Origin of the sequence: Pseudoalteromonas piscicida (genome assembly GCF_002744175.1) — a bacterium.
GTDB lineage: Bacteria > Pseudomonadota > Gammaproteobacteria > Enterobacterales > Alteromonadaceae > Pseudoalteromonas > Pseudoalteromonas piscicida_B.
This window is the reverse complement of sequence record NZ_NKHF01000029.1, coordinates 17469-42516: the sequence shown is the minus strand read 5'-3', so window position 1 is coordinate 42516 and position 25048 is coordinate 17469. Positions and strand designations below refer to the sequence as shown.

Annotated in this window: 22 protein-coding genes; 13 read left to right on the top strand and 9 right to left on the bottom strand. The window is 42.8% G+C overall.

All coding sequences use genetic code 11. The features are described 5' to 3' along the window. The first annotated feature begins 31 nt into the window (after nt 1-31). The 5 genes from mnmA (at nt 32) to CEX98_RS06975 (ending at nt 5129) form a co-directional block, all read left to right on the top strand. Nucleotides 32-1132: a tRNA 2-thiouridine(34) synthase MnmA gene (gene mnmA / locus CEX98_RS06995; RefSeq protein ID WP_099641386.1), complete on the top strand. Its 1101-nt coding sequence runs from the start codon at nt 32-34 to the stop codon at nt 1130-1132. Beyond that, nucleotides 1132-1734, top strand: coding sequence for a high frequency lysogenization protein HflD (hflD, locus tag CEX98_RS06990; protein ID WP_099641385.1), 603 nt, complete (start codon nt 1132-1134; stop codon nt 1732-1734). The genes mnmA and hflD overlap by 1 nt, the downstream gene beginning before the upstream one ends. A 64-nt stretch (nt 1735-1798) precedes the next feature. Beyond that, nucleotides 1799-3169 (top strand): adenylosuccinate lyase, encoded by a 1371-nt coding sequence (gene purB / locus CEX98_RS06985; protein ID WP_099641384.1) that lies wholly within the window; start codon nt 1799-1801, stop codon nt 3167-3169. Nucleotides 3170-3348: 179 nt separating this feature from the next. After that, complete coding sequence (locus tag CEX98_RS06980; RefSeq protein WP_099641383.1) at nt 3349-4536, top strand: cupin domain-containing protein; 1188 nt, start codon at nt 3349-3351, stop codon at nt 4534-4536. 134 nt (nt 4537-4670) lie between these two features. After that, the gene (locus CEX98_RS06975; RefSeq protein ID WP_099641382.1) at nt 4671-5129 is read left to right on the top strand and encodes a GNAT family N-acetyltransferase; all 459 of its coding nucleotides are present in this window, start codon (nt 4671-4673) and stop codon (nt 5127-5129) included. Here the strand turns inward: CEX98_RS06975 and CEX98_RS06970 are convergent. Beyond that, entirely contained in the window at nt 5116-5562 is a 447-nt protein-coding gene (locus CEX98_RS06970) for a DUF4826 family protein (protein WP_099641381.1), read from the bottom strand. The genes CEX98_RS06975 and CEX98_RS06970 overlap by 14 nt on opposite strands. 253 nt (nt 5563-5815) lie before the next feature. Here CEX98_RS06970 and CEX98_RS06965 point away from each other — a divergent pair, with 253 nt between their 5' ends. From CEX98_RS06965 to CEX98_RS06945, 5 genes are read left to right on the top strand one after another with little or no spacing between them, the layout of a single operon-like run. After that, entirely contained in the window at nt 5816-6574 is a 759-nt protein-coding gene (locus CEX98_RS06965; RefSeq protein WP_099641380.1) for a MipA/OmpV family protein, read from the top strand. Next, nucleotides 6564-7634, top strand: coding sequence for an efflux RND transporter periplasmic adaptor subunit (locus tag CEX98_RS06960; protein WP_172439731.1), 1071 nt, complete (start codon nt 6564-6566; stop codon nt 7632-7634). Before CEX98_RS06965 ends, CEX98_RS06960 begins: the two co-directional genes overlap by 11 nt. Next, nucleotides 7621-10683: an efflux RND transporter permease subunit gene (locus CEX98_RS06955; RefSeq protein WP_099641378.1), complete on the top strand. Its 3063-nt coding sequence runs from the start codon at nt 7621-7623 to the stop codon at nt 10681-10683. The genes CEX98_RS06960 and CEX98_RS06955 overlap by 14 nt, the downstream gene beginning before the upstream one ends. Next, nucleotides 10683-11348, top strand: coding sequence for a response regulator (locus tag CEX98_RS06950; protein ID WP_099641377.1), 666 nt, complete (start codon nt 10683-10685; stop codon nt 11346-11348). Before CEX98_RS06955 ends, CEX98_RS06950 begins: the two co-directional genes overlap by 1 nt. Continuing rightward, nucleotides 11345-12706 (top strand): sensor histidine kinase, encoded by a 1362-nt coding sequence (locus tag CEX98_RS06945; RefSeq protein WP_099641376.1) that lies wholly within the window; start codon nt 11345-11347, stop codon nt 12704-12706. Before CEX98_RS06950 ends, CEX98_RS06945 begins: the two co-directional genes overlap by 4 nt. A gap of 205 nt (nt 12707-12911) precedes the next feature. Here the strand turns inward: CEX98_RS06945 and CEX98_RS06940 are convergent, their stop codons facing one another. The 5 genes from CEX98_RS06940 to CEX98_RS06920 form a co-directional block, all read right to left on the bottom strand. Next, nucleotides 12912-13844, bottom strand: a complete 933-nt coding sequence (locus CEX98_RS06940) for a class I SAM-dependent methyltransferase (protein ID WP_099641375.1) — start codon at nt 13842-13844, stop codon at nt 12912-12914. A gap of 280 nt (nt 13845-14124) precedes the next feature. After that, nucleotides 14125-15348: a DUF418 domain-containing protein gene (locus tag CEX98_RS06935; RefSeq protein WP_099641374.1), complete on the bottom strand. Its 1224-nt coding sequence runs from the start codon at nt 15346-15348 to the stop codon at nt 14125-14127. Further along, entirely contained in the window at nt 15341-16687 is a 1347-nt protein-coding gene (locus CEX98_RS06930; protein ID WP_099641373.1) for a M23 family metallopeptidase, read from the bottom strand. The genes CEX98_RS06935 and CEX98_RS06930 overlap by 8 nt, the downstream gene beginning before the upstream one ends. Before the next feature lies 1 nt (nt 16688). After that, entirely contained in the window at nt 16689-18017 is a 1329-nt protein-coding gene (locus tag CEX98_RS06925) for a M23/M56 family metallopeptidase (RefSeq protein WP_099641372.1), read from the bottom strand. Between the two features lie 10 nt (nt 18018-18027). Next, complete coding sequence (locus CEX98_RS06920; protein ID WP_099641371.1) at nt 18028-18408, bottom strand: BlaI/MecI/CopY family transcriptional regulator; 381 nt, start codon at nt 18406-18408, stop codon at nt 18028-18030. Between the two features lie 155 nt (nt 18409-18563). Here CEX98_RS06920 and CEX98_RS06915 point away from each other — a divergent pair, with 155 nt between their 5' ends. Continuing rightward, the gene (locus tag CEX98_RS06915; protein WP_099641370.1) at nt 18564-20123 is read left to right on the top strand and encodes an ATP-binding protein; all 1560 of its coding nucleotides are present in this window, start codon (nt 18564-18566) and stop codon (nt 20121-20123) included. 9 nt (nt 20124-20132) lie between these two features. Here CEX98_RS06915 and CEX98_RS06910 read toward each other — a convergent pair whose 3' ends face one another. Continuing rightward, a complete protein-coding gene (locus tag CEX98_RS06910; RefSeq protein ID WP_099641369.1) occupies nt 20133-20888 on the bottom strand; it encodes an SDR family oxidoreductase in 756 nt (251 codons plus the stop codon). Between the two features lie 108 nt (nt 20889-20996). Between CEX98_RS06910 and CEX98_RS06905 the strand changes: the two genes are divergently transcribed. Further along, the gene (locus tag CEX98_RS06905; protein ID WP_099641368.1) at nt 20997-21893 is read left to right on the top strand and encodes a LysR family transcriptional regulator; all 897 of its coding nucleotides are present in this window, start codon (nt 20997-20999) and stop codon (nt 21891-21893) included. 3 nt (nt 21894-21896) lie between these two features. Here CEX98_RS06905 and CEX98_RS06900 read toward each other — a convergent pair whose 3' ends face one another. Continuing rightward, nucleotides 21897-22748 (bottom strand): GNAT family N-acetyltransferase, encoded by an 852-nt coding sequence (locus tag CEX98_RS06900; protein ID WP_099641417.1) that lies wholly within the window; start codon nt 22746-22748, stop codon nt 21897-21899. 252 nt (nt 22749-23000) lie between these two features. Between CEX98_RS06900 and CEX98_RS06895 the strand changes: the two genes are divergently transcribed. Continuing rightward, a complete protein-coding gene (locus CEX98_RS06895; RefSeq protein ID WP_099641367.1) occupies nt 23001-23696 on the top strand; it encodes a hypothetical protein in 696 nt (231 codons plus the stop codon). A gap of 84 nt (nt 23697-23780) precedes the next feature. Here CEX98_RS06895 and CEX98_RS06890 read toward each other — a convergent pair whose 3' ends face one another. Next, complete coding sequence (locus CEX98_RS06890) at nt 23781-25043, bottom strand: sensor histidine kinase (RefSeq protein ID WP_099641366.1); 1263 nt, start codon at nt 25041-25043, stop codon at nt 23781-23783. Nucleotides 25044-25048 lie beyond the last annotated feature (5 nt).

Below are 25048 nucleotides of genomic sequence, written 5' to 3'. Positions count from 1 at the left end.
CTATCTGAGCATTAAGATTAATAGCGAAATTATGAGCGATAATAGTCACATTAAAGTCATTGTCGGAATGTCCGGCGGTGTTGATTCTTCCGTATCTGCCTATCTTTTAAAACAACAAGGATATCAGGTTGAAGGCCTGTTCATGAAAAACTGGGAAGAAGACGATAATGATGAGTATTGTGCCGCAGCTGAAGATCTAAAAGATGCGCAGGCGGTGTGTGACAAGCTTGGTATAGAGCTCCATACCGTTAACTTTGCAGCAGAATACTGGGATAACGTGTTCGAGCATTTCCTTGAAGAATACAAGGCTGGTCGTACTCCAAATCCAGATATCATGTGCAACAAAGAAATCAAGTTTAAAGCCTTTTTGCAGTTTGCCGCCGAAGCCCTCGGTGCTGACTATATTGCGACTGGCCACTATGTGCGCCGAGCCGAACGCGATGGCAAGTTTGTTATGCTGCGTGGTGAAGACGAAAACAAAGATCAAAGCTATTTTCTCTACACATTAAGCCACGAGCATATTGCGCAAACACTTTTCCCTGTTGGTGAAATAGAAAAGCCAGAAGTACGCAAAATAGCAGAAGAACAAGGCCTAATTACCCACGATAAAAAAGACTCTACAGGTATTTGCTTTATCGGTGAGCGTAAATTTAAAGACTTTCTAGCTAAGTTTTTACCTGCACAACCCGGCACAATCGAAGACTGTGAAGGTAATCCAGTTGGCGAACACGAAGGACTGATGTACCACACACTTGGCCAACGTAAAGGTTTATTGATTGGCGGTTCAAAAGAAGGTAATGGTGAACCTTGGTATGTGGTCGATAAAGACATTGAAAGAAATGTGCTAGTTGTTGGTCAAGGTAAGAACCACCCTCGCCTATTCAGCAATGGTTTAAACGCAAACCAATTACACTGGGTTGACCGCGTAGGGCCACAAGGTACAACACGTTGCACAGTAAAAACTCGATATCGCCAAACCGATATCCCATGTACACTTTTAGTCGGCCAAGATGGTATGGCTCGCGTGCTGTTTGATGAGCCACAAAAAGCAGTTACACCAGGACAATCAGCGGTGTTCTATGCCGATGATGTTTGCCTTGGTGGTGGTATCATTGAGTCGGTAATCAAGTAATGCACAATCAATACGTTATGCCTTTGGCGGCGATGTGCCAAATTAGTAAACTGGTACAAAAATGTGCCCGTTACGGTACATTTAATGAAAATGAAGTAGAAGGCTTTTTAAAAAGTATTATCAATACCTCGCCCGAACGACCTGAGGACGTCTACCCAGACAAATTCGCCATAAAAACTGGATGTAAAACCCTCATTGAACAGCTTTCTGCTGGTGGTGAAAAAGATGTCGAGATGGTGAAATATGTCGGTGCAATGATGCAGCTTGAACGAGTATTGACCAGCGATAGTAAGTCGCTTGATTTACTGGCACAAAAAATTCAACAAGTGGAGCGCCAGCTTCTCCACTTTGATATTTGCGAAAGCCAAATCGTCGCATCCCTTGCTGACATTTATGGACAAGTAATAAGCCCGCTTGGACCCAAGATCCAAGTCTTCGGAAAACCCGAATTATTAAAACAACCAGCTACACAACAAAAAATACGAGCATTACTGCTGGCGGGGATCCGCAGTGCAGTATTGTGGCGTCAGCTTGGTGGTAAACGTCGCCATTTTTTCTTTGCTAAAAAGAAAATCATCAGCGCGGCAAAAAGTTATTTGTAAAATTCGTAGTGGCCTTGGTGCCACTCTATAAGTATCGTTCAAAAACAAACAGTTAGGAGTTATTATGGAGCTTTCAGCGTTAACCGCTATCTCTCCTGTGGATGGTCGCTATGGCAGCAAGACCAAAGAACTGAGAAGCATCTTCAGTGAATTTGGCTTGATCAAATACCGCGTCATCGTAGAAGTTCGTTGGCTACAAGCATTAGCGAGCAGCGACGCCATCACCGAAGTACCTGCTTTCAGCGATGAAGCAAATGCACTTCTAGATAGCATTGTTGAAAACTTCAGCGAAGCTGACGCAGCACGCGTAAAAGAAATTGAACGCACCACCAACCACGACGTTAAAGCTGTAGAATACCTTCTTAAAGAAAAAGTCGCGGATAATGCCGAGCTAAATGCGGTTAATGAATTTATTCATTTCGCCTGTACTTCTGAAGACATCAATAACCTGTCACACGGTTTGATGCTTACAGAAGCTCGTGACAAAGTGCTACTGCCTTATTGTGATGAGCTACTCGCTGCGATTAAAGAAAAAGCAGTAGAATACAAGTCAATTCCAATGATGACTCGTACTCACGGTCAGCCAGCTTCTCCATCAACGATGGGTAAAGAGTTTGCAAACGTTTATGTTCGCCTGCAACGCCAGCGTCAACAAATTGCAAACGTTCAGTTACTTGGTAAAATAAACGGTGCTGTTGGTAACTATAATGCACACTTAAGTGCATACCCTGAATACGACTGGCACGCGCATAGTGAGCGTTTTGTCTCAAGCTTAGGTTTGACATGGAACCCGTTCACAACTCAAATCGAACCACATGATTATATTGCTGAACTATTCGATGCTATCGCTCGTTTTAACACCATCCTAATCGATTTTGACCGTGACGTTTGGGGTTACATTGCGCTGAATCACTTCAAGCAAAAAACCATTGCTGGTGAGATCGGCTCTTCAACCATGCCTCACAAAGTGAACCCGATCGACTTTGAAAACTCTGAAGGTAACCTTGGTATTGCCAACGCCATTTTTGCCCACCTTGCGCAAAAGCTACCAGTATCACGTTGGCAACGAGACCTAACGGACTCAACGGTATTACGTAATTTAGGCGTTGGTATGGGCTATGCACTGATCGCCTATCAAGCAACCCTTAAAGGTGTTAGCAAATTAGAAGTGAATGCAGATCGCTTACTTGCTGAACTGGATGACAACTGGGAGCTACTTGCTGAACCAATCCAAACTGTGATGCGTAAATATGGTATTGAAAAGCCATATGAAAAGCTTAAAGACTTGACTCGCGGTAAACGTGTTAATCAAGAGATCATGGCCGAGTTTATTGATAACTTAGCATTACCTGATGAAGTCAAAGCGCAAATGAAAGAAATGACGCCGGCAAACTACATTGGTCGTGCAGAAGCATTCATCGACGAACTAAACTAAGTAATAAGAGGTTTAGCTAGCTAACTTGCTATCCAAACCTCGAGTTATGCCACTTAGTTACTTAATGCCAGTTCAATTGTTGCTTTGACCCAATCATGGGGTTTAATCTGCAATGAATTGGTATAAGATAAGCGAAAGAGCTCCCCCTCTTTCGCTTTTTTTATCACTGGAATTTCCTCATGTATCAACTGCAAATCAACGACCTAACATTTGAACAATTTCTTGAACAATACTGGCAGAAAAAGCCGCTACTTATCAAACAAGGCTTTCGAGATTTCGACGATCCACTTGAGCCTGAAGAGCTAGCAGGTCTTGCTACCGAAGAGTGTATAGAGTCACGCATTGTCACCAATCATAAAGATCAGTGGGAAGCACATCATGGTCCTTTCGAACAGTTTGATCTGTTAACAGAGACCAACAGCACGCTACTCGTTCAGGCAGTCGATCACTGGCACCCACAAGCAGCCGAGATAGTAGAAGCATTTAGATTTATTCCAAATTGGCGAATAGATGATTTAATGATCAGCTTTTCTACACCAGGCGGCGGTGTTGGCCCACACTTAGACCAATATGATGTTTTTATTATTCAAGGACAAGGGAAACGCCACTGGCGAGTTGGTCTACGTGACGAAAGCTTAAAACAATTTGCGCAAAATAAGAGTCTATTACAAGTTGAACAGTTTGAAGCAGTTATAGACGCAGTACTTGAGCCCGGCGATATTTTATATATACCACCAGCATGTCCACATGAGGGTTATGCCATAGAAAATGCATTAAATTATTCAGTGGGTTTTAGGGCGCCGGATCAAAAAGACTTAATCTCTAGTTTTGCCGATCATATTATTGATATGGAAGCTGGAAAGCAACGATTCAGTGATCCAGACTTATTACCTCGCGATTCCATAGGTGAAGTGACAAACTCAGATAAACAACAAATTCACGCTATGCTACAAAGCTTACTTGAGGATGATTCGCTTTATAGTAAGTGGCTTGGTAAAACACTCAGTGAGCCAAAACATGAAATGGATTTAGCACCACTCGATCCACCGATTGAACCCCAAGCACTTGAAGAAATCGCAACAGAAAACCCCATCATTTACCGAGCAGGAGGCGTTCGGGCACTTTATCAAGTATGTGAAGATCATATTTTATTCAGTGTTAACGGCGACAACTATACGGTAAGTCATGCGTGTTTAAATGCTATTAAACAATTGACCGATAACGTCGAGTTTGAGTTTAAAGCAATAATTCCTGCATTAAGCAGCTTGGAATTTAAACAAACGTTAACTAAACTCATTAATGATGGGACCTACTTCGTTGAAGACAGTGATCCAGCCGACGCTGACTTCGATGAGGGCTGGGAGTAGAGCCTGTTAGAACAAGATAGTCGCGTTCACAATAACAACAACATATCACGAAAGCCCGTATATTAAAGGCTTTCGTAAGCTCTAGCTTGTCGCTAAACAGGGAATGCAGGTGTGATCTGTAGATCGGGGGCAGTATGAGTTATAGGATCAGTAGAGTAAATTGGCAATCCAAGAAATTGCAGCTTAAAGCAATACGAGAGCGCGTGTTTGTTTGTGAACTTCATATCCCAAAAGACGTTGAGTTTGACCAACAAGACATTACCGCAGAACATTTAATCATTATTGACGACCAAGACGGACCCGTAGGCACTGGTCGACTGTGTAACGATGGACTATTAAGTCGAATCGCTATATTTAAGTCACATCGCAACCGAGAAGCCTACGCATCCTTGATTGGTGGACTTGTGGAGATTGCTAAAGACAAGGGCTTTGAGGATATTTACATCCAATGTATTCTTGATGAGGTGCCTGAGTTTTTACAATCTGGATTTTCCCCCCATGGACATGTGTTCATGGAAGCAGGCATTCCAAGGCAGCGCTTGAAGTGCCCAATTCAATCAATTAACACAGAACCCTTTACTATGCTTCACTAGCCCAAAGTTCATCTTTGGCAAATAAATCATATAAACCGTGGGCTCGGTTTACTAGCAAGTTAGCAAATTGAGCCTGCGTTTTATCAACTGGCTTGGTTGCCATAATTTCATCGGCCTTCAATTGCCAATGGAACGAAAATGAACGCAGTGCATCACGAGGCGTTGCAGCCGCAGAAGCTTCGATGTGATCAGTCGGTAGGTTGCCGGTAACCACCCAATATCTTTTACCGTTTTGACCTTTGATTTTCCAAAGTGCAACCAGCGGCTCAATATAACGACACTCTTTTTCGATAATACTTTCCGGTAGAATGCCTTTATCAGCCAAATGTTTTTGCGCAGCCTGTACACAACTTCTTTGCCATTGAATAGACCTTTGTTGCTGCTGCTCTGGTGTTAGTGTTTCTTGTTGTGGCTGGTTTTGTTCTTCACTCATTACTTACCCTTTTTATTCTTATTCAATCGACAGTTCAATTACTCGCAATCAGTCATGTCGATAAATTTATTCAAACGCAACGCATCCTAACGCGCACGGAGTACCCCGATACTAAGCTTTTGCGGGCGCTTCGGCAATCGAATCTTAGTAAATTTAGAATTAGGTGATTATTTTATAAACGGTAAGTTTCGAGAAAGTTTACTGCCCTACTCTAGCTGCAACAACACAAACATTAACTTCAAGGAATACCATTATGGCTAGAAAACTCGTAAACCTCGTCGCCGCTATTTCTATTATTTGTAGTACCCCAATAAGCGCTGCATCTCAACCCGAAACGCAACCACTTCAATGGGGAATTGGCGCAGCGATCATTTCGCAAGATCTAGGTTATATTGACATTGGTAATGAGACTGAATTTGTTCCTGCAGTTGCCATTCAGTACGGCAACTTTAGCTTACTCGGACCAAGAGCAAGCTATAAATTGTACCAAACCGAGCAATTCGAACTCAGTCTCGGCGCACACCTAAGGTTAGATGGGTTTGAAGCGGCTGACAGTGACTACTTTATTGGAATGGAAGACAGAGACATGAGCTTTGATGCTGGGTTTGAGGCCGAGTACGATACCCAGTTTGGTGAGTTTGGTTTTGAGTTTATGCATGATGTTAGCAGCACGCATAAAGGATATGAAGCCAGTTTAAGCTATGGCGTCCCATTTAGATTTGAAGATGGTCGAGTTTTTCCTTATATCGCCGCCAACTTTCAAAGTGAAGATCTAGTCGATTATTACTATGGCGTAAGAACATCAGAGGTCCTAAACAATAGGCCATTTTATCTCGGTGACGCCAGCACCGCATTGGAGGTAGGTGTACAAAGTGATTGGTTCTTTGGTAAGCATCATATGGTTAAAGCCGATATCAGTTACACCAGCTATGGCAGTGAAATCAAAGACTCTCCACTCATAGACGCTTCTGGAAGTGCACAAATTATTCTTGGGTATGTATATGTTTTTTAAATTAGTTTTCCTATTACTCACTGCAGTCCTAAGCGGCTGTAGTGAGGGGCCAAAGGCAAAGCCGATAGAAAAGCAGGTGACACCAGCGGTGTTTACAGCGGTAGAGTTGGCTGAAACAGTCCCTGCCAGACATTTTTACAGCCGCATTGTTGGAAGTGACGTGATATACGTCGCTTCTCTTAGTGAAGGCAGAATTGAATCATCAACAGCTTACTCTGGGAAGGTGGTAAAGCAAGGTGAGGTGCTTGCGTCTTTATACTCACCTTACTTAAAAGCACAGCTTCGTGAGAAGCAAGCATTATTAACCAGTGCCAAACGTGCCTCACAACAAGCCAAACTTGATTTTGCTCGAACTGAAAAGCTATTCGCTAAAAAACTCGTTTCAGACTCCTCGTTGGATGTCGCTAGGCTGGAACTTACTACACGTGAACAGCAGGTACGCTCTGCAGAAGCTTTGGTTGAAGAGGCCCAGAATGCGCTAAACGAAAATCAGATTGTGGCGCAAAGTGACGGCATAGTAACAGATGTATATGCCCGTTCAGGTGATGTTGTCAACTCAGGCCAAGCCATCTTCCAATTACAAACGCTTACGACATTAAAAGCCGAGTTTCTGCTGCCCGAGCAAGAATATATTGGTTTATCTATCAATCAACCTGTGACTATCTTTGTGCCATCAATCAATAAAACGCTTACTGGTAAGGTGATTGAAAAAAGTCTGCCATCCATGACTGTGGGACGTTTGTTTAAATTGACAGTCGATCTATTTAATCAAAATGCAGAATTGGTTGGGCTACTCACACGCCTAGAACTTGCCATTTCAGCGGCTCCGCCATTTAAAGTGCCAGCTTCGGCTGTGCATTATGATGTTAATGATCAAGCTTATGTTTTTGTTGCCAAGCCTGAATTCAAGCGTATTAACGTAAAAGTCCTTGGCAACCAAGGGGATAAAGTGTTGGTTACCGCACCACAGCTGGCAGATAATAATGTGCTCACCACTTCTGCGGCCAAACTTGGGTTTAACTTAGCCATGTTAGGGAGTAAAGGTCATGGAAAAAAATAGCCTTGCTTATTATGCTCCACCACGTTTGGTGCTTGGGTTAACCCTTATTTTGGTTATCACGGGCATATTGGGCTGGTTCAACGCGAAAAGCCAAGAGGATCCAAGTTTTCCCTATCGTAATGGCTTTATTCAAATCATTAATCCCAATCTGAGTACTACTCAGATAAATGACAGTATCGTCAAGCCGCTGGAGCGTAGCTTGGCCAAAATTGAGCAGATCCATACCATTCAATCTAGGATCCGCTCTGGTAACGCTATCATAGATATTGAGCTAAACGAGCAAGAATATGATACCGAGTTGATATGGCAACGCATCAAAGAGGAAGTTTCTCCATTTCACGCAAAACTGCGTAATAGCACAATTCGTGTTGTTGACCGAGCCCAAGATACCCAAGGGATCTTACTCACGGTTAACACAGGAAGAGGGTTAGCAGTTGATCGAGAGTTAGCGATACAAGTACGTGATGAGCTACGTCAACTTAGGGTTATCAGAGATGCGACACTGATTGGCGACCCTGGGGTTGAATTGGCTATTGCATATTCTCAACATCGGATGCTAGCGCTAGGCCTGACTCCTTCATCCATTGCAAAGCAGTTACAAGATGCCAATAATCAAGACAGTCTCGGCGCATTATCCGATAATCAGAGCACTTTTTCTGTACTTCCTATCAACCACTTAAGTAAAGATGAACGGGTTGCGAATGTGCAATTGACTACGCCAGAGGGAGCTAAGATCCCACTCACAAGCATTGCAGACATAGGATACAGATCGATACCAACAGCAACCGAGCAATTTTGGCATAATGGTCAGCAAGTTGTCGGTATCGCCCTCTCTTTGCCTCCCAATCAAGTAAATATTGAAGCCGCAGGTCAGGCGATCAAACATGCTGTAGACAATATTAATGCTCGATACGAAACGGCACCACTTGCAATCGAAATTTTCCAGCCTGACTGGTCAAAAAAACGTCGGGATGGTTTGGTCAATTCCTTAATCTTAAGCTGTATTGGTATTGCCGTTATTTTGGTGTTTTTTCTTTCCATACAAAGTGCGCTTGTGATCAGCCTGACTGTACCTGCTATCGTCCTGTCATCAATTGCGTTATTCACAACTTTTGATGGCGTGATCCACCAAATGACCATTGCCGGCTTAGTACTGTCACTTGGCCTGATAGTTGACAACTGCATTATTGTTGCCGAGCGCCTTAGCTACCATACTAGTCAAGGACTCACTTTAATGGCTGCTGCAAGGCGTTCGGTCATAGAATTAAGAAAACCACTTGCAGCCGCCACAATGACCACCATTGCAGCTTTTGTTCCTATGGTACTCGCTAAAGGCAGTGTTGCAGATTTTATCGCAACCATCCCTGTCCTTGTGATCATTTGTATTTCATTAAGCTATTTTGCTGCTTTGATACTCATCCCTGTATTATTTGGCAGTACGGACTTTTCTAATACTAAGCTTGAAATGTGGCAGCGCAGCTTCGCAAATACGCTTTCAAGGTTTGGCTATTTCATATCAACACAGGTACTAAAAAAACCAACCCTAACATTACTATCGGCCTCAGTGTTAGTCGCTGTGTTACTTTCTTTACCCAGTGCAAATGGCCAGTTTTTTCCGAGTACTAACCGAAACCAGGTTTATATCGATGTGCAATTACCTTTATCCAGCCATATTGATACGACGACTAAAACGGCAAACCAAGTTGCTGAATTTGCCCGTCGCAACAATGAGGTCACCGATACTATGGTTTTTAGCGGATTTTCAGGTCCTAGATTTTACTATAACCTCGCGCAAAAACCGGGAGAAACACACATTGCTCGCGTCGTATTAACGCTAACTGAGGCCGCTGAACCAGTCGAGTTTTCACGCTCACTCAATGTGGCTTTAGCACAACAATTCCCAGAAATAATAGTCAAAGCACGAGAGCTGGGACAAGGTCCCCCGATTGAAAGTCCGATAGCGCTCAGGCTCACAGGAATTGATCAAAGCGCATTACTTAATGCCGCTGAGGCGATGTTTTTAACACTGCATCAACACCCCGAAGTCGAATCACCGTACAGAAATTATAGTTACGGCGCACCTGCTATCGACCTAAATATGGATCAAAATACACTGTCAGCCTTTGGGTTAAGCCACCAAACGATCTCTGACTATATCGCATGGAGAAGCTCAGGACTCAAAGTAACGACGCTTGATTATAATGCTGAACCTATAAATCTTGTCTTGTTTGATCCAAGCTCAACACAAAGTAGTAATGATATTTTAAATACACAAGTGTTGTTGCCACAGCAAACCACTACTGCATTAGCAGGATTTGTATCGCCAGACATCATCAGCGCTCCCCCATTTATCGAGCGACGAAATGGTGAGCTTGTGGTGTCAATAAAAGCAGATGTCATTGCAGGCAGTGACGAAGAGACCGTCTTGGCAGCGCTGCAACCCAAGTTACAAGAAATTGCGCAACAGTATCAAGTAACATTGGACTTTGGAGGCGAGTTAGAAGAATCAGAGGAAGCAAACGGCGCATTACTACAAACACTTCCTTTTGGCGTTGCACTGTTGTTTGCGGCGCTCATGGTGCAGTTTAATTCTTATCGTTTAACCACACTTGTGATGCTCACCATTCCCCTTGGTATTGTTGGTGCACCGGCCATGTTGGCCATCGCGGGGATCCCATTTGGGTTTATGTCGATTTTAGGCATATTGGCCTTGATGGGTATTGTGGTCAATACAGCCATTTTATTGATCGAAAGTACCTTAACTCACTTAGAGCAAGGTTCCGAGCTGGAACAAGCAATTTGTTTATCGGTACAAAATCGCATTCGTCCTGTTATAGTAACTACGTTAACCACAATAGTCGGCATGCTCCCGTTAACATCAAGTGCCAGCCCATTGTGGCCGCCATTGGCTTGGGCTGTGATCGGCGGGCTAATAACGTCTACCCTATTAAGCATGCTTGTTTTACCCGTACTGCTCAAGCTCATGCTGATCGGTAAACGTTTCCATCAACAACAGATAAAAATAGAGAAAAAGGAAATTGCAAGCTAATGAGAGTGCTAATCACTGAGGACAACCAACAACTTGCTGAGTTTATTCAACAAGCTATCGCCCAAGACGGTCATGCAGCCGACATTGCCACAACCGCGGCACAAAGTACGCAATTCATGCAAAGTTGGCAGTATGACGCACTCATCTTAGACCTTGGCTTGCCCGACAAAGACGGGTTAGAGGTTATTCGTGAGATCCGCAAACAACAAAACACGCTGCCAATATTGATCCTCACGGCAAGAGGCAGTGTGGATGATCGTATTAAGGGTCTTGACTTAGGAGCTGATGATTACTTAAACAAGCCCTTCGCGATTGATGAACTTAAAGCCAGATTACGGGCCTTGTTGCGTCGTCCAAGTAGTTACACTGGAAATCTACTCACCCACAATAACCTGTCGGTGGATACTAAAGCCAGACGGGTTACTGTAGCCGGTGATAATTTGACCATGGGCAAAACCGAAGTGGCTATTTTAGAATATATGATCCGCAATGCCGGCTTAACAGTTGGAAAGGATGCGCTCTATGACGCCATCTACGCCATGGGTTTTGAGGTAACCGACAATGCAATTCAAGTTGCGGTTCATCGGATCCGAAAAAAGTTAGAGTCTTCCAATGCGCAAACGACTATCAATACGTTACGTGGAATAGGATATATTTTGACATGAAACCAATTTCCCTAGCGAAAAAAATCTACCTTCATTTCTTTGTGATCGGCTCCTGCGTTTTTAGCTTAATAGGGGTAAGTTTATACCTGTTTTCGACTAATTACGCCAACTTAGCCGTTGAGCAGAGTATGTTTGGAATGAGTGAGGATATTCAAGAGCAACTTTCTTTCAATAATAACCAAACGCTCATTTATCAATCGGATAACGTTGCAGAAAAATGGGGGTATGACGCTCTGTACAACAATTTAGTTTTTAGAGTAACCCATGCCGAAACAAACGAAACCTTACTGCAATCGACATCTAATTCAACGAGTTCAGCGGCTCTCAGAGCTTTACTCGACAGCCAAGATATTCCCGTTGGCTATTCTCATTTAGACGGCATAGATCGTTACCGTATACAAACTGAGATAGACAGAGTACCTGTCAATATCTATTTGGGTAGAAACGACCTCATTGGTGAGCTTGCCAACGAAGCAGTCATGCCAGTGCTGAGCCAAGTGTCTATTTTTATCATCAGTGCCGCGTTTTTCGTTTTTATGCTCGTGGGATACCTATCCATTCGCTCTATTGTTCGGCCAGTAAAGAGCGTAGCAGCACAATTAACCCGAGTAAGGCCAGAGCAACTTAACTTTCGACTGAGTGAGCAAGGCTTACCAATTGAAATTGTGCCTATTGTGCATTCCTTAAACCAAGCAATAGAACGCGTAGAAACCGGGTTTGACGAGCAAAAGCGGTTTGTTGCCAATGCCGCCCATGAATTAAAAACACCGCTCGCCATTTTGAACACTCGAGTGGAGCTTGCGAAGCTGGATAAAAATACTCATGCTGGGATTTTAGCTGACGTCAGCTATATGACCCGAGTCGTACAACAGTTACTCGATTTGTCCCGCGCTCAAAGTCTCAATGCATACGAAAAGCAACCTCTTAGCATCACACCTCTGGCAAAAGAAGCCTGTATGATGCTGGCTCCCTTATCCGTTACTTTAAACAAGCGATTAGAACTAGAAATAGACGAAGATGGCGAAATGTTTAGAGGCGATCAGTCCTCTATTCATATCATGATCAAAAATCTCATCGAAAATGCACTTCGCCACAGCTATGAAGGGGCAATTATCAAAGTAAGCGCTGCAGGCAGCTGTATTGCGGTAATGGATAGCGGACCTGGAATTGACATTCAAAACTATGAAAAAATCTTTGAGCGCTTTTGGCGTAAAGAGCAATCTTCAATGACAGGCAGCGGCCTTGGTCTTGCCATCGTTAAAGAGGTCGTAGATTTACACCACGCAATACTTGACGTTACCTGCAAAAATGAATTGGGTGGTGCGACATTTAGCGTAAGGTTTACTCCCTCACATTAACTGAGCGCTCTGTCAAAATAATATGTTTCCCACTCATCACCAAAATTGTGACAAATCGAGTGGGGAAAGCTTTCTAGCAAAGTATTGGGCCATAATAAATACAAGTTGTTACTTATACTTTTATAGTACCCATTTGATCTAAAAAAGCATGTAGATTGTTGCCGAGCGGTCGTTTTTCCACGCTAATTGGTTTTTTGCTTATTTATCACTCAGATTTAAACAACAAACATTTAAGGCTACTCTGTTCGTCGATATCCTTAAACTCAGGTGGATTAGGTAGTCTTTCAATAAAATTCAATGAAGGCGCTTCTCGTGCCATTTCATCGATTAAAAATTGACTGGAAACCTCTGGGGAGTTGACACAAGCCAGTACTTGAGCGCCTGATGTCAATAATTCAGGAAGTTTTCTTAAAATCCGCTGGTAGTCTTTGGTTAGTGCAAAGCTCCCTTTTTGAAAGCTGGGCGGGTCTATTACGATAAGGTCATAAGGCCCATACTTACGCACCTTCCCCCAAGACTTGAATAAGTCATGGCCTAAAAAAGACACTTTACTGAGATCATGCTGATTAAGTTCATGGTTGACTCGTCCCTGTTTCAGTGCGGCTTTGGCCATATCGAGATTTACTACATGTACAGCACCACCGGCAATGGCCGCAACGGAAAAGCCACAGGTGTACGAAAATAAGTTGAGAACTCTAGCGCCACTTGCGTGTACTTTGACAAATTCACGACCCAAACGCATATCTAGAAACAGCCCCATATTCTGTTTGACGCCAAGCTTTAAACCATATTTAAGGCCGTTTTCTTCAACGATAGGCATAGCGGTTAGCTCACCATACAAGACTTCAAGATCCGATTCGGGTTTATAACGATGCTGAAGTAAAATAGCTGAGACTTTGCCTGCAAAGGGCTTGGCATCCACAAGCGAAAGCATAGCCTGTTTCAATAGCGTCAGAAAATCGGGATCATGCTGTTTAAATAATGAAACCAATAACTGACCTTGCAACCAGTCTACGGTGATCTGCTCTAACCCCTCATAACAGCGACCTCGACCATGAAATAGTCGACGAAGCTCGCAGGGTAGGTTTTGCGTTTGCAGGTGTTGAAGCAATGTAGATACTGAGTTTTCGGCAGTCATATGGAGATCTGATTTTACTAAAAGTTCAGCATTTTACTTGCTTCCTTTCAACAAAAGCAAATGGTTAAGGTCGCGATAACACGGTTGTTGCACCATTAACCGAGATTAAGGCACTAAACCAAAGCTGATAAGAAACCCTTTTTGCTAGGGGACTACAAAGCCCATTCTTATGTTTCGCTTTTTGGCTTGCGAGTTGATATCAAACACGTGCTCAGCGCCCTATTCTTGGCTTTTCTTTCGAGTTTTAAGTTAACTCAAGCTGGTATAAAGCTAGGCTTGATTAAGAATGTAATTTGATGGTCAATTTACGCCATATGCGCTCAACAGGCCCAACTTTGCAGAAATGCCCGTACAGCACATTGAGCAACAACTGTACCACCACCATCACTCCCCATAGTAATACTAACTCACTGCGGCTTAGAGAGTTATGTAACCCAACTCCATAAAATATCATCATCAATACTACTGACTGTAATAGGTAGTTACTTAACGCAAATCTACCTATGGTGTTTATTACTCCAAGTAGAGAAAACCTATACAGCCAGCGATTGTAAATTAGTGACAATAAAACCAAATAAACAATGGCTTGAAGCTCACGATTAAACACGATAACTAGTTGCTTCGAATAAGAAAGCACGGGAGTATGAGGGCTGAGTAGCCAGTGAAAATATCGGGCTTGAGTGGCATAACATGATAATGCAATTAAGCAACACAGGGTTACAACCGCAAAGGGACTGAACTTTGTTTTGGAAAATAATCCCCATAGATACAACTGCGACCCTATTAGCATCATCATTAATGTCGACCAAAAAATACTGGAATAAAAAAGCTTCCCTTTATGTACTTGCGGGTTGTCAAAGTTGTCCTGCCAATACGCTGTTAAGCTCGGTGGCTCTGCCACAGTACGGTGCGTGGGTACTCTTGGCTCGGTCCTGTTTTGCCATCGCTCTATCACTTTTTTCTGCTCATGTGACCGTGCCGCCTCTTTAACACTGAGCGCCTTTTGGTAGGCCTGATATTGCACATTAGTACGCTCAGCTTTACTATAACCAAAGAATAAAATAATGGTTGCACATATAGCTATACCAACTCTTGTGACATTGGGACCGAGCACAATAATCCAAACAGCAATCATACCTATCACCGCATAGTGATACAGAATATCACCGCTCCAAACTAGGTAAGCATGAACAATACCGATTAAAAATAGGCTAAGTAACCTAGCTGCACTTAATTTAATCGCAAAATCATAAGGCTGCTTTTGTATAATAATCGTTAAACCTGCGCCAAATAGCATCGCCAGTAGTCCGTAAAACTTCCCCTGTGCAAACACATAAACCCAGTATCGTACATAACTATCGGCGTCTGTCATAAAGCCATACTGGTAGCTTCCCCAAGGATTAGGATAAGCAAAGGACTCGATATTGATAAGTAGAATACATAGGATGGCTATCCCCCGAATAAAATCTAGGCTGTTAATCCTGCTTTGCTGAACACTATTCATTCGGTGCATCATTTATACCACTAGGTTGGTCATCATTGTGTGCGACTCTTGTATTATTCGTTTCTAGCAATGCCGTTATTGCTTCTACTTGTGCTGAAAACGTATCAAACTGAGTATCACTTAGCTTAGTATTTTTGGGTTGTTTCAGGGTGAGTGGGTTAATCGCTTTACCATTCTTATGCACTTCATAATGTAGGTGGCGGGCTTGCGAAAGTCCTGTGTTACCAAGATAACCTATTACATCACCCTGCTTCACTCGCACACCCGCCTTTACCCCTTTGGCAAAACCACTTAAGTGTGCGTAGAGCGTTCGATATCCTTTGTCATGTTCTAACACCACGCGATTGCCGAAACCACCGCCCCAGCCCGCTTTTAGCACTTTGCCAGACCCTGCTGCCATTATCGGTGTGCCAACCGGGGCGCCAAAATCAATCCCTTTATGCATTCGGGTGTATCCCAAAACGGGATGATGACGCTTGCCAAAGTTTGACGATAAACGAGCACCATTCAAAGGGGTTTTCATTAAAAAGCTTTGTGCAAGCGTACCATCAGGATGATAAAAAGCAGTTGTTCCTGCACTGTCGGTAAATCGGTATAAGCGATATTCTTCTTTCCCTGAGAGTAGTGCAACATACTCAAGTTCAAGCGCTTTTGAAGCTTGCTTCAGCAAGTCTGTCGAGTGGATAAGTCGCTGCTGTTGAAAAACAAAATCAATTTGATCCCCAGCATAAACCTCCCGCTGAAAATCAATGAGATGTGATAGGGCTACAATGCTTTGATTAATAATGTCGTTTGGCACACCTATTTTGTTAGCATCCACAAAAAAGCTCGAATCTATGGTGATGGATAAGCGCTTGGTTTGGCTTATTGTGTCGAGCTCTACCAATGATGCTTGCCACTGCTCTTGCTCTCTTTTGATCTCAATTACCTTAGCAAACGCATGTTCAAATCTTATCTTTTGTACCTCTTTTTCAACCAGCTCTACCTCTATCAGCTGCCCAGCTTTGAGTGTAGTGAGAGATGTCCAAGTGTTCACCGCTTGTTCCACCAACCAACTATCTCGTGCACTAAATGCAAATGGTTCCAGAAGACTTGCTAAACTTTCGCCCGACTTTAGCGCGAGCAAACGTATATCTTGCTCGGGCTTCTCATTTTGTAAAGCCTGTTCGGTCATTACTTCACTTTGGCCAACTGCATTAATGTTCTGAGAGGACTGACTCACTGGTGTTACAGTCGTAGTCACCTCTGTTTGTGTGCTTACGGAATTGGCATGTTCGGGCTGTTTTGAGCAGCCGAATGCCGCCATCATCGCAACAGCAATTGAAAATATTCTTATCATGTTAATTGTCCAATAGGCTCAACGGGTCAATACGCGTATTGTTATGAAGCGCTTCCAAATGTAAGTGAGGACCTGTTACTCGTCCTGTTTCACCTATGGTACCAATCACTTCCCCTTGTGAGACTTTCTCACCCGCTACAACATTCACGCTATCTAGGTGTGCATATAGGCTTTGGTAGCCATTGCCATGACTGATTAACACCACTTTACCGTAGTTTTTAGGTAACGTTTTATCATCAGCAATAATCACAGTTCCACTTGCAACCGCCATTGCAGGCTCGCCAATATTCCCACCAAGATCTAGCCCTTGATGGGCTTTGTTGTGACGAAAATTGGAGATATGCCCAAATTTTGAGGTGATTTCTGGGTTAACTACAGGGTATGCCCAAGCTTTACTGATTATTGTCGTCCCTGCTGTCCATTGAAGATTGGCGTAGCCAAGGCCTGAGGTAAACAGCATACAGAGTCCAAACAATATGGCGTTACTTGGCTTTTTATGCGATTTCAAAATCACCGTAAAGCGCTTTTTATAGTCCTCTAACGTTAGTGAGTTAGATGCAAAGCTGACCGTCATATTCACTGTGTCCGTTTGAGTCGCAGCGCGTTTCAACGAGTTCATCAAGGCTTTGCTGTATACCAGAGGCTCAAGCCGATGCGCAGTGATAGTCGCTTCGTCACAACGATATTCCATCGCTCGCACAAAGCCTTGCTCCATCTTTACTATGAATGGATTAAACCACGCAATCGATGCCAGCACTCGCCATACCATCACAGCGATATGATCGCCTTTATTTATATGTGTTAATTCATGAAAAATAAGCGCTTCTTGTTCAGACTTTGGTAACCCATTGAATTGTGCTGGCAGGTATATTTTGGGCTTAAGTACACCAAACACAAACGGCGAGCAGCTAACAGGTAACTGATAACATGTTAAATAGCCAAAGCTAACCTTTGACGCCGTGCTACACAGTTGTCTGACTCGCCAATATTGTTTGATAAATACACTTAGCTGAGCTGTCAATCCGGCCCCATAAACCAGTATTAATACTGTCAAAGCAAAATCCAACCAGTCTGATGTTACTTGGGTTTGTTTAGTCATCATAAATAGTGGTTCAGCCAGTTGCTGCAGATTAGTATTTAGCAGCACACTCGGAATGGTATGTTCTTTACTTATGTAATCAAGTGGGATCCAAGGAATAACAGTGATCAGTATGGCGGCCCACCAAAGGCTGGTATTTTGAATGTAATAGCTAGCAAGTTTGCTTGCCATTAGATAACTTAAGCCACAGAGCAAGGTCCAAAATACCACGCCAAACAATATCATTTCCATATGCTAGGCCTTACTTTTTATCACTTTGGTTGTTAGCCAATGTATCTAACATAGCCTCTAACTCATCTAGTTCATCTGCAGCGATTAGTTTACTATCAGAGAACATGGCAATAGGAAGTGGCTCATCCAGCTCCATAATTTGTTTCGCAAATTCTTGTGCATAGAGTGCTAACGTGGGGACTTTTGCCAGTACCGCAGTATAGATCTTTTTGTTGCCTTGCTTTTGTTCAGCTAAATAACCCTTTTCACACATTCGTTCTAAGGTTTTTCGCGTTGATGAATAACTCCAACTCAGCTTAGATTCCATTTCTGCATGGATCTCTTTACCAGTTCTGGGCTGTTCGCGCCAAAGAATTTTTAAAATAATGAGCTCAGTAGAATTCGGTTTCATGACCTTTCCTTATATGCGACATTTGTCACAGGATAGCAGCACCACTAATGCGACACAAGTCGCACTAGCGATTTTTTTAAATATCTACCCTTCACCATGGCGACATTTGTAATTGCGCTTATACTTGAAGGTGATACGTAAAAGAGAGTTGTGTAGTGCTTGAACTAATCAAAATCAGCCATAAACTTTGGCTGCTCATTTTATTTCCGGTTATCGCACTTGCTTTGCTCCTAGGGTACGCGTTTGACCGATATGCCCACCTAGAAACCGAAGTTGAGTCTTTGTATGCAGACAGGGTCGTACCACTTATTCAAATTAAGAAAGTGTCTGATCATGGCGCCATACAAGTGGTCGATATTCTGCATAAATTTCGGGCGGGGTTAGTAAATAAAAGTACCGTGCTTAACGAGATAAATAGCGCCACAAGCACCATGAAGCAAGAGTGGAACAGTTATCTTTCAACTTATTTAGTCACAGCTGAGCAAGTAAAAATTGAATTGATTGCGTTTCAAATGCAAAACGTATTCGATTATCTAGATACTATTCGAACAGCGATCACTTCGAACAGGTTTTTAGCTATTTCACAAAACCAGTTTGTCACGGAGCTATATGATAAATTTGATCCACTTACCGCTTCACTTCAAGCCCTCACCGAAGTGCAAAATGATGTCGCGCTCGACGTGGTAAAACAAACGGAACAACAATTTAGTAAGCTTAAACTCTTACTGATTGGATTTTCTCTGGTTGTATTTGCGAGTATTTTGGCCGTAGGTTTTGCGTTATTTCGGTCTATTCAACATCCAATTAATCATATTCGCTCGCAGATTCACAACATTATCGAAAGCTCAAACCTAGATAAAAGAATTGAGATTGCAAACCATAATGAATTAACCGACGTCAGCCAAGCTATTAACCAACTTCTTGGTCATATTCATGTCATCCATCAACAGTTGATTGAAGCAGAAAAGCTTTCAAGCCTAGGTAGCCTAGTATCAGGTCTAGCTCACGAAATAAATACGCCGCTAGGCGTTTCGATAACCGCGGTCTCTTCTTGCCAAGAAAAAGTGGATGTAATGGACAATGGCATGCGTACCCAACGGCTCTCTCATGCCGAATTTTTGGAGATTATGACGGCTTTGGGGTCTGGGTTATCAATTGCAGAGCGAAACTTGAGTAAAACAGCAAAGCTAGTACAAGAGTTTAAATTGATTTCTGCCGAACAAGAAGCTGATGTAGAAGAATGTATTGACCTGGAGACATTTCTTAGAGATTACTGTGAACAAACTGCTCGTTTTCAACTCAAAATGCATGTTGAATTTCAAGCTTCAGGAAAGCTAAACCAGCTTATTAAAATCAATACTAAGGCTTTGCAACAAGTTTTATTTCAACTCCTTGAGAATGCACGTGTACATGGCTATAGCAGTGAAATAGATGAGCAACCTACAGCATTAGTGCGGTTAGAAGTAACCGAGAATAAAATATTTATTCGGGTTCAAGACCAAGGTGTCGGGATAAACGAAGATACCCTAGCACATATTTTTGAACCGTTTTATACCACAGCACGACAACATGGTCATGCTGGGCTTGGGCTCTGTGTCACTTATAATTTAGTGAAGAAGCACTTACAAGGAGAACTAAAAGTGAGCTCGGATAAAACCAATGGCACCACTTTTACCTTGATATTAACAAATACTGCGTTAGCAAAGATCGCTTAGCCATTTTTACTAACGCGTCACAAAGCCACCATTAATAAATAAGGTTTGCCCTGTTGTCCAGCGAGACGCTTCTGAAGCAAGGTAAACCACTGCAGGGATAACATCGTCTATTTGACCGAGTCGATTCATGACACTTGCGGATTTTAAGTAATCAACAGTTTGGGGGTTTTCTTCGCCGTGAAAAAAATCCGTATCGATAGCACCTGGTGCAATAGTATTAACCGTCACTCCTCGATGCCCAATTTCTTTAGCCAGCGCTTTTGTAAATTGTTCTAATGGCGCTTTAGAACCAGCATATAGCGCATATCCCCATGTAAATGCAGCTAACAGCGAGGTTGCCATATTGATGATCCGACCATTGTCACGGATATGCTTGGCAGCGGCTTGCATCACAAAAAAGGCCCCCTTACAGTTGATCCCAAATAGCGCATCAAAGTCACTCTCCGTATACTCTACAAAAGGCTTTTTACTGATCGCACCTGCATTATTGATAACGATATCTACACCACCGAACTCACTAATAATATGCTCAAAAATATTCATGACTTGTGCTTTATTGCTAATGTCTCCATGAACTAGGGTCGCCTTTACACCGAGAGCTTCTACTTCCCTCTGCGTTTCAATCGCTTGTGGCTTTGAGTGGACACTATGGTAGTGAATAACAAGGTCAGCGCCTTGCTCTGCAATGGCTATAGCAAAGCTTTTACCCATATTTTTGGATGAACCTGTAACAAACGCGACCTTACCTGTTAATTGCTTAGACATATGTATTTTCCTATTTGAAATATTCAGCCGACTTTTAGTGTAGCTAGGTGAGAGAGATACAGGTATAGTGATTTTAGTCATTTACTAATTGCATTTTTTACATCCGCTATGAAATCGATTACTGAAGAAGATCTGTTTGTACTCACCGTTGAATCTGGCAGCCTTAAATCAGCGGCTGAAGTGATAGGAACCGATCCCTCCTCGGTTAGTCGAAAACTTGCACACTTAGAAAGTAGATTAGGAGTAAAACTATTACAACGTTCTACTAGACAAACGGCGGCGACTGAGGTCGGGCTTGAGTACTACAAAGGTGTAAAGCAATTATTAGAGGAAAAAAGAGAACTAGAAGAGTCGATATCCGGCACTTCAGCACTTCCCTCAGGGACACTAAGGATAGCCGCTCCACACGACTTTGCCGAACGCTTCATAGCGCCTGTGGTTCAATCCATGATCACCACCTACCCTGATCTTAATATCGAACTAATGCTTGGTAGCCACTTTGAAGATCTTAAAACTAAACAAATCGATATTGCGATTAGGATAGGTAAATTAGATGACTCTTCCTTGATTTGCCGACAACTTGGCCATGTACCACGGGTATTAGTGGCATCTAAATCCTATATTGAGCGCGTAGGGCAACCACAAAGCTTTAGCGATTTGAGCAAGCTGGATTTTATCTTTTACAACAAACCAAAGCTTGGTAATCAGCTCATTCTAGGTAAGGGCCTACATCGTGAAGCCGTTACGGTAAGTGGTAAACTCGTCGCCAACAGTGTCGCAGTGCTAAAAAATTGGGTAAACGCTGGCCTTGGCGTTCATTACGGACCACTTTGGGCATTCAAAGATGAGATTGCACAAGGCAGCTGTATACAACTGCTACCAAAGCTACATAATGAAAGCTATCCTATCCATGCGCTCTACTTGTCGAAGCAATATACGCCCGCAAAGGTACGGGAGTTTATTGAGCTATTAGCTTCAACTTATCAGCAATACCGCTTTGAATAAGCGCTAACCAATTTCAAACGACGTCACCCCAAACACTCGCGCTAATGGCAAATCTGGGCGTTCACCGGTGTACATTCTGGCGGTTTCAAAAGAAAGCGACATATCATACTTTTGCGCAAGCGCAACAGCAGCCGTGTTTACCTCTGGCACATCCAAATAAATGGCCTCAGTTGCAGGTACTTTGGACTTAAGCGCTAAGAAGAGTGTTTCTGCAAGCGCTTTACTATCAGCATAAAGAGGACCTATTTTATATCCAGAATAACAAGGGCGGATCACGCCAAGGGCTGCAAGTGTGTCGCCGTGCTTAATACCTAAAGCGTGGCTGTTTGGCTGGTTAATCCAAGCGTCAACAAAGGCTACTCTTTTTGTTGGGAAAAACGCACTATCGTACGCAATAACATCTTTTATGGGTAATTGTTTAAGGTCTACTAGGTTTGCACATTCAGGTGCTTTCCCCCCACCTATTCCTTCATAGCGGATATTACGATAGGCGAGCTTAAAACCCGATTTTTTGTAATTCTCTTGCTGCGCGACCACTCCATCAAGTGCGACGTTACAACCAGCTAAATATTGAAGTCCAGCCTGCCAAATCTGCATCCCATAACCCTGACCTCGATATTCTGGCTTAACGATATAAAAACCTAAAAAACCAAATCCGTCATCGTACTTAACCACAGAGATAGAAGCGATAGGTTCATCGCCTAGATAGCCAATCAGAAAACCGTTTGGATCGGCTTGATAGTAGCACTTAGCGTCGCTAAGCCCAGGGTTCCATCCTTCTTGCAAAGCCCAATTTGCTGCAATTTCTAATTCAGTTAGGTCCATTACTTTGATTTTAAACGTTCTATTTTCCATGGCGTATCTACTTTCCTCACCTGATGTAGTTTGTATTATAGCGGACAATGCTGCACCGCAATGGCCCAGTGATAGGCATAGTAAGCCACAAATTTGGAGCAAATATAAAGCAAAGATAAAGGACAGGCACACCAACGCTCTACCGATTATCATCACTGATTGATTTTCCATACGCATCGCTATATTGTGTGCGCCAAACACAAGCATATTGTATTAATCTATAAATTTCATACCATAAAAAGGAGTTATTTTATGGCCCTCTACGTTAAAGATTCGGCAGTTGCATGCCCTGCGACAAAAGTGTTACAAGCTACTGATTTTTACAAGCCATTTCCGAGCCCCCAAGATGTCCCATTTAATGACACTCAGCTATTACCAATAGGGCTACTTGCCTATTCAAAGTTAGACGCAAATAACGATGATAAGGTACTGATCGCGTTACCGATTTCGATGGAGATTTTTGATGGCGACCTTCCTTATATCTCCTACTCACTGACTGATAAAGGGTGGCAGGTTGACGCTCACAATGTTGACAGTCTAAGTGAAGAAATGGAGGATTTTGGAGACTATAGCGAATACTATCAGCACGCAGCCAGCTTCTACGCCAAACATCAACGACTTAACTACGCTCTTGACGAAAACGATGAAAGCGATCCGCTATTTGAATTCGGTGGCCAACCCATACTCGGTTGCAATTGGGACGCCTATTTGTGGGATGAAGAAGGTGATGATGAAACGCGCTATTTTGACGCTATGGATGAGCAAAGTGGCGAGAATTACAGCCACTACTCCACTCGTGAAATTGGCTTTTTTGATGAAGAGCATGACGTAGATTTTACTTATCTTGGTACCTTCTGCTTCTCCACTTATTTTGAGGGCGGTGGTGAAGGGATTGTTTTTTATAGTGCTAAGCACAAGAGAGTATTGGTTATCGCCGAGTTTTCTTAAGCTCAATTAAATTCTATTAAGGCACGATAACGGAAGTCACCGTGCCTTGCAGTCTCAGCTAGATTAGCTCAATAACTGTAAGCCCTAAGCAAACTTTAAGTGAACCGACACACCCGTTTCGCTACTTTCAATCATCACCGCCACAGAAAACTTCTCACAAAGACGTTTTACGAGCGATAATCCAATACCTGTACCCAAACTATTGGGCCCCCGCATTCCAGACTCAAAGACTTGCTCGTTAGCTGTAAAGGTTTGTGGTAACCCCTGACCATTATCCGCAATCGTTAGTGTGTTATCTCGGTAACAAATATGAATTTGTTCACCTTGGCTATGATGTACAGCGTTCTGTAACAGGTTTTGTACCACCAATCTTAGCTCCTGCGCAGCCATTGGAACAAAAGTGTTATCTGGTAAGTTAATACTGAGTTGCTTATGCTCAAACAGCGTTTGATTATTGATAACACATGCCTCTATCACTGATTGTAGATTAGTTGGTTCCGGCTTGTCGGCTTTTTCTCGGGCAAGGGCAAGCAAAGCTTCTAGCGTTAACTGCATTTGTTTGTCCGACTCCGCAATTCTTGCCACCAGCTCCTGCTGTTTACTCGTTAACTCAGTATGAGCAAGTAAACTAACTGCGCCTTGGGATATAGTAATTGGTGTTCTTAATTCATGAGAGATATCTCTGGTAAATTGCCGTTCACGCTCGACAAATGCGTGAATGCGAGCCAAGGCTGATTCAAGTGTTTGTGCAAATTTACCAATTTCATTTTGAGAAAACTGAGACGCAAAATTGGTGGGTAAGTTTTCTACGGGGCTTGCCTCTACAATTACCATTAGCTCATCCAAAGGCTTAAGTAGTCTTTTCGCTAGCTTGACCGTACCAAGCGCTAATAATAATGCCACAACTAAGCCTATCGCCAATAAAGAAAGAGAAAAGCCTAGCATTAAGCCCCTCAGTTCGCGAACCACCAGATGACCGCTTACTTCAGCGAGCAATATGCCTTGTCCACGCTCAGCTTTGTTAATAAAGGCGATATGATAATGTTTACCTGCCTCAGCGCTAAATTCTGTACGATTTGGCTCCTCTGCGAGCAGTGTTTTCACAACCGTGGGCAAAGTCTCTGTAGTCGGATGAAAAGTAACAAAGTCAAAATGTGGCTTTGGTGTTTCGTTATTGACGATTTGAAGCGCTACCTGCTTTCTTTCATCCTCTAAAATTTGATAAAAAAAACTGTCTTCTATGATGTAGCTAAAAAGCAAAGTGATCAGTGAGAATAATACACTGAGCAGTACGACGATAGAGACAAAATAAGTGATGATGCGGTTTCTTAATTGTTTTGTTTTCATTTTTC

Coding starts and splice junctions, on each gene's coding strand:
- mnmA (WP_099641386.1), top strand. CDS start 32: ATGAGCGATAATAGTCACATTAAAGTCATTGTCGGAATGTCCGGCGGT.
- hflD (WP_099641385.1), top strand. CDS start 1,132: ATGCACAATCAATACGTTATGCCTTTGGCGGCGATGTGCCAAATTAGT.
- purB (WP_099641384.1), top strand. CDS start 1,799: ATGGAGCTTTCAGCGTTAACCGCTATCTCTCCTGTGGATGGTCGCTAT.
- CEX98_RS06980 (WP_099641383.1), top strand. CDS start 3,349: ATGTATCAACTGCAAATCAACGACCTAACATTTGAACAATTTCTTGAA.
- CEX98_RS06975 (WP_099641382.1), top strand. CDS start 4,671: ATGAGTTATAGGATCAGTAGAGTAAATTGGCAATCCAAGAAATTGCAG.
- CEX98_RS06970 (WP_099641381.1), bottom strand. CDS start 5,562: ATGAGTGAAGAACAAAACCAGCCACAACAAGAAACACTAACACCAGAG.
- CEX98_RS06965 (WP_099641380.1), top strand. CDS start 5,816: ATGGCTAGAAAACTCGTAAACCTCGTCGCCGCTATTTCTATTATTTGT.
- CEX98_RS06960 (WP_172439731.1), top strand. CDS start 6,564: ATGTTTTTTAAATTAGTTTTCCTATTACTCACTGCAGTCCTAAGCGGC.
- CEX98_RS06955 (WP_099641378.1), top strand. CDS start 7,621: ATGGAAAAAAATAGCCTTGCTTATTATGCTCCACCACGTTTGGTGCTT.
- CEX98_RS06950 (WP_099641377.1), top strand. CDS start 10,683: ATGAGAGTGCTAATCACTGAGGACAACCAACAACTTGCTGAGTTTATT.
- CEX98_RS06945 (WP_099641376.1), top strand. CDS start 11,345: ATGAAACCAATTTCCCTAGCGAAAAAAATCTACCTTCATTTCTTTGTG.
- CEX98_RS06940 (WP_099641375.1), bottom strand. CDS start 13,844: ATGACTGCCGAAAACTCAGTATCTACATTGCTTCAACACCTGCAAACG.
- CEX98_RS06935 (WP_099641374.1), bottom strand. CDS start 15,348: ATGAATAGTGTTCAGCAAAGCAGGATTAACAGCCTAGATTTTATTCGG.
- CEX98_RS06930 (WP_099641373.1), bottom strand. CDS start 16,687: ATGATAAGAATATTTTCAATTGCTGTTGCGATGATGGCGGCATTCGGC.
- CEX98_RS06925 (WP_099641372.1), bottom strand. CDS start 18,017: ATGGAAATGATATTGTTTGGCGTGGTATTTTGGACCTTGCTCTGTGGC.
- CEX98_RS06920 (WP_099641371.1), bottom strand. CDS start 18,408: ATGAAACCGAATTCTACTGAGCTCATTATTTTAAAAATTCTTTGGCGC.
- CEX98_RS06910 (WP_099641369.1), bottom strand. CDS start 20,888: ATGTCTAAGCAATTAACAGGTAAGGTCGCGTTTGTTACAGGTTCATCC.
- CEX98_RS06905 (WP_099641368.1), top strand. CDS start 20,997: ATGAAATCGATTACTGAAGAAGATCTGTTTGTACTCACCGTTGAATCT.
- CEX98_RS06900 (WP_099641417.1), bottom strand. CDS start 22,748: ATGGAAAATAGAACGTTTAAAATCAAAGTAATGGACCTAACTGAATTA.
- CEX98_RS06895 (WP_099641367.1), top strand. CDS start 23,001: ATGGCCCTCTACGTTAAAGATTCGGCAGTTGCATGCCCTGCGACAAAA.
- CEX98_RS06890 (WP_099641366.1), bottom strand. CDS start 25,043: ATGAAAACAAAACAATTAAGAAACCGCATCATCACTTATTTTGTCTCT.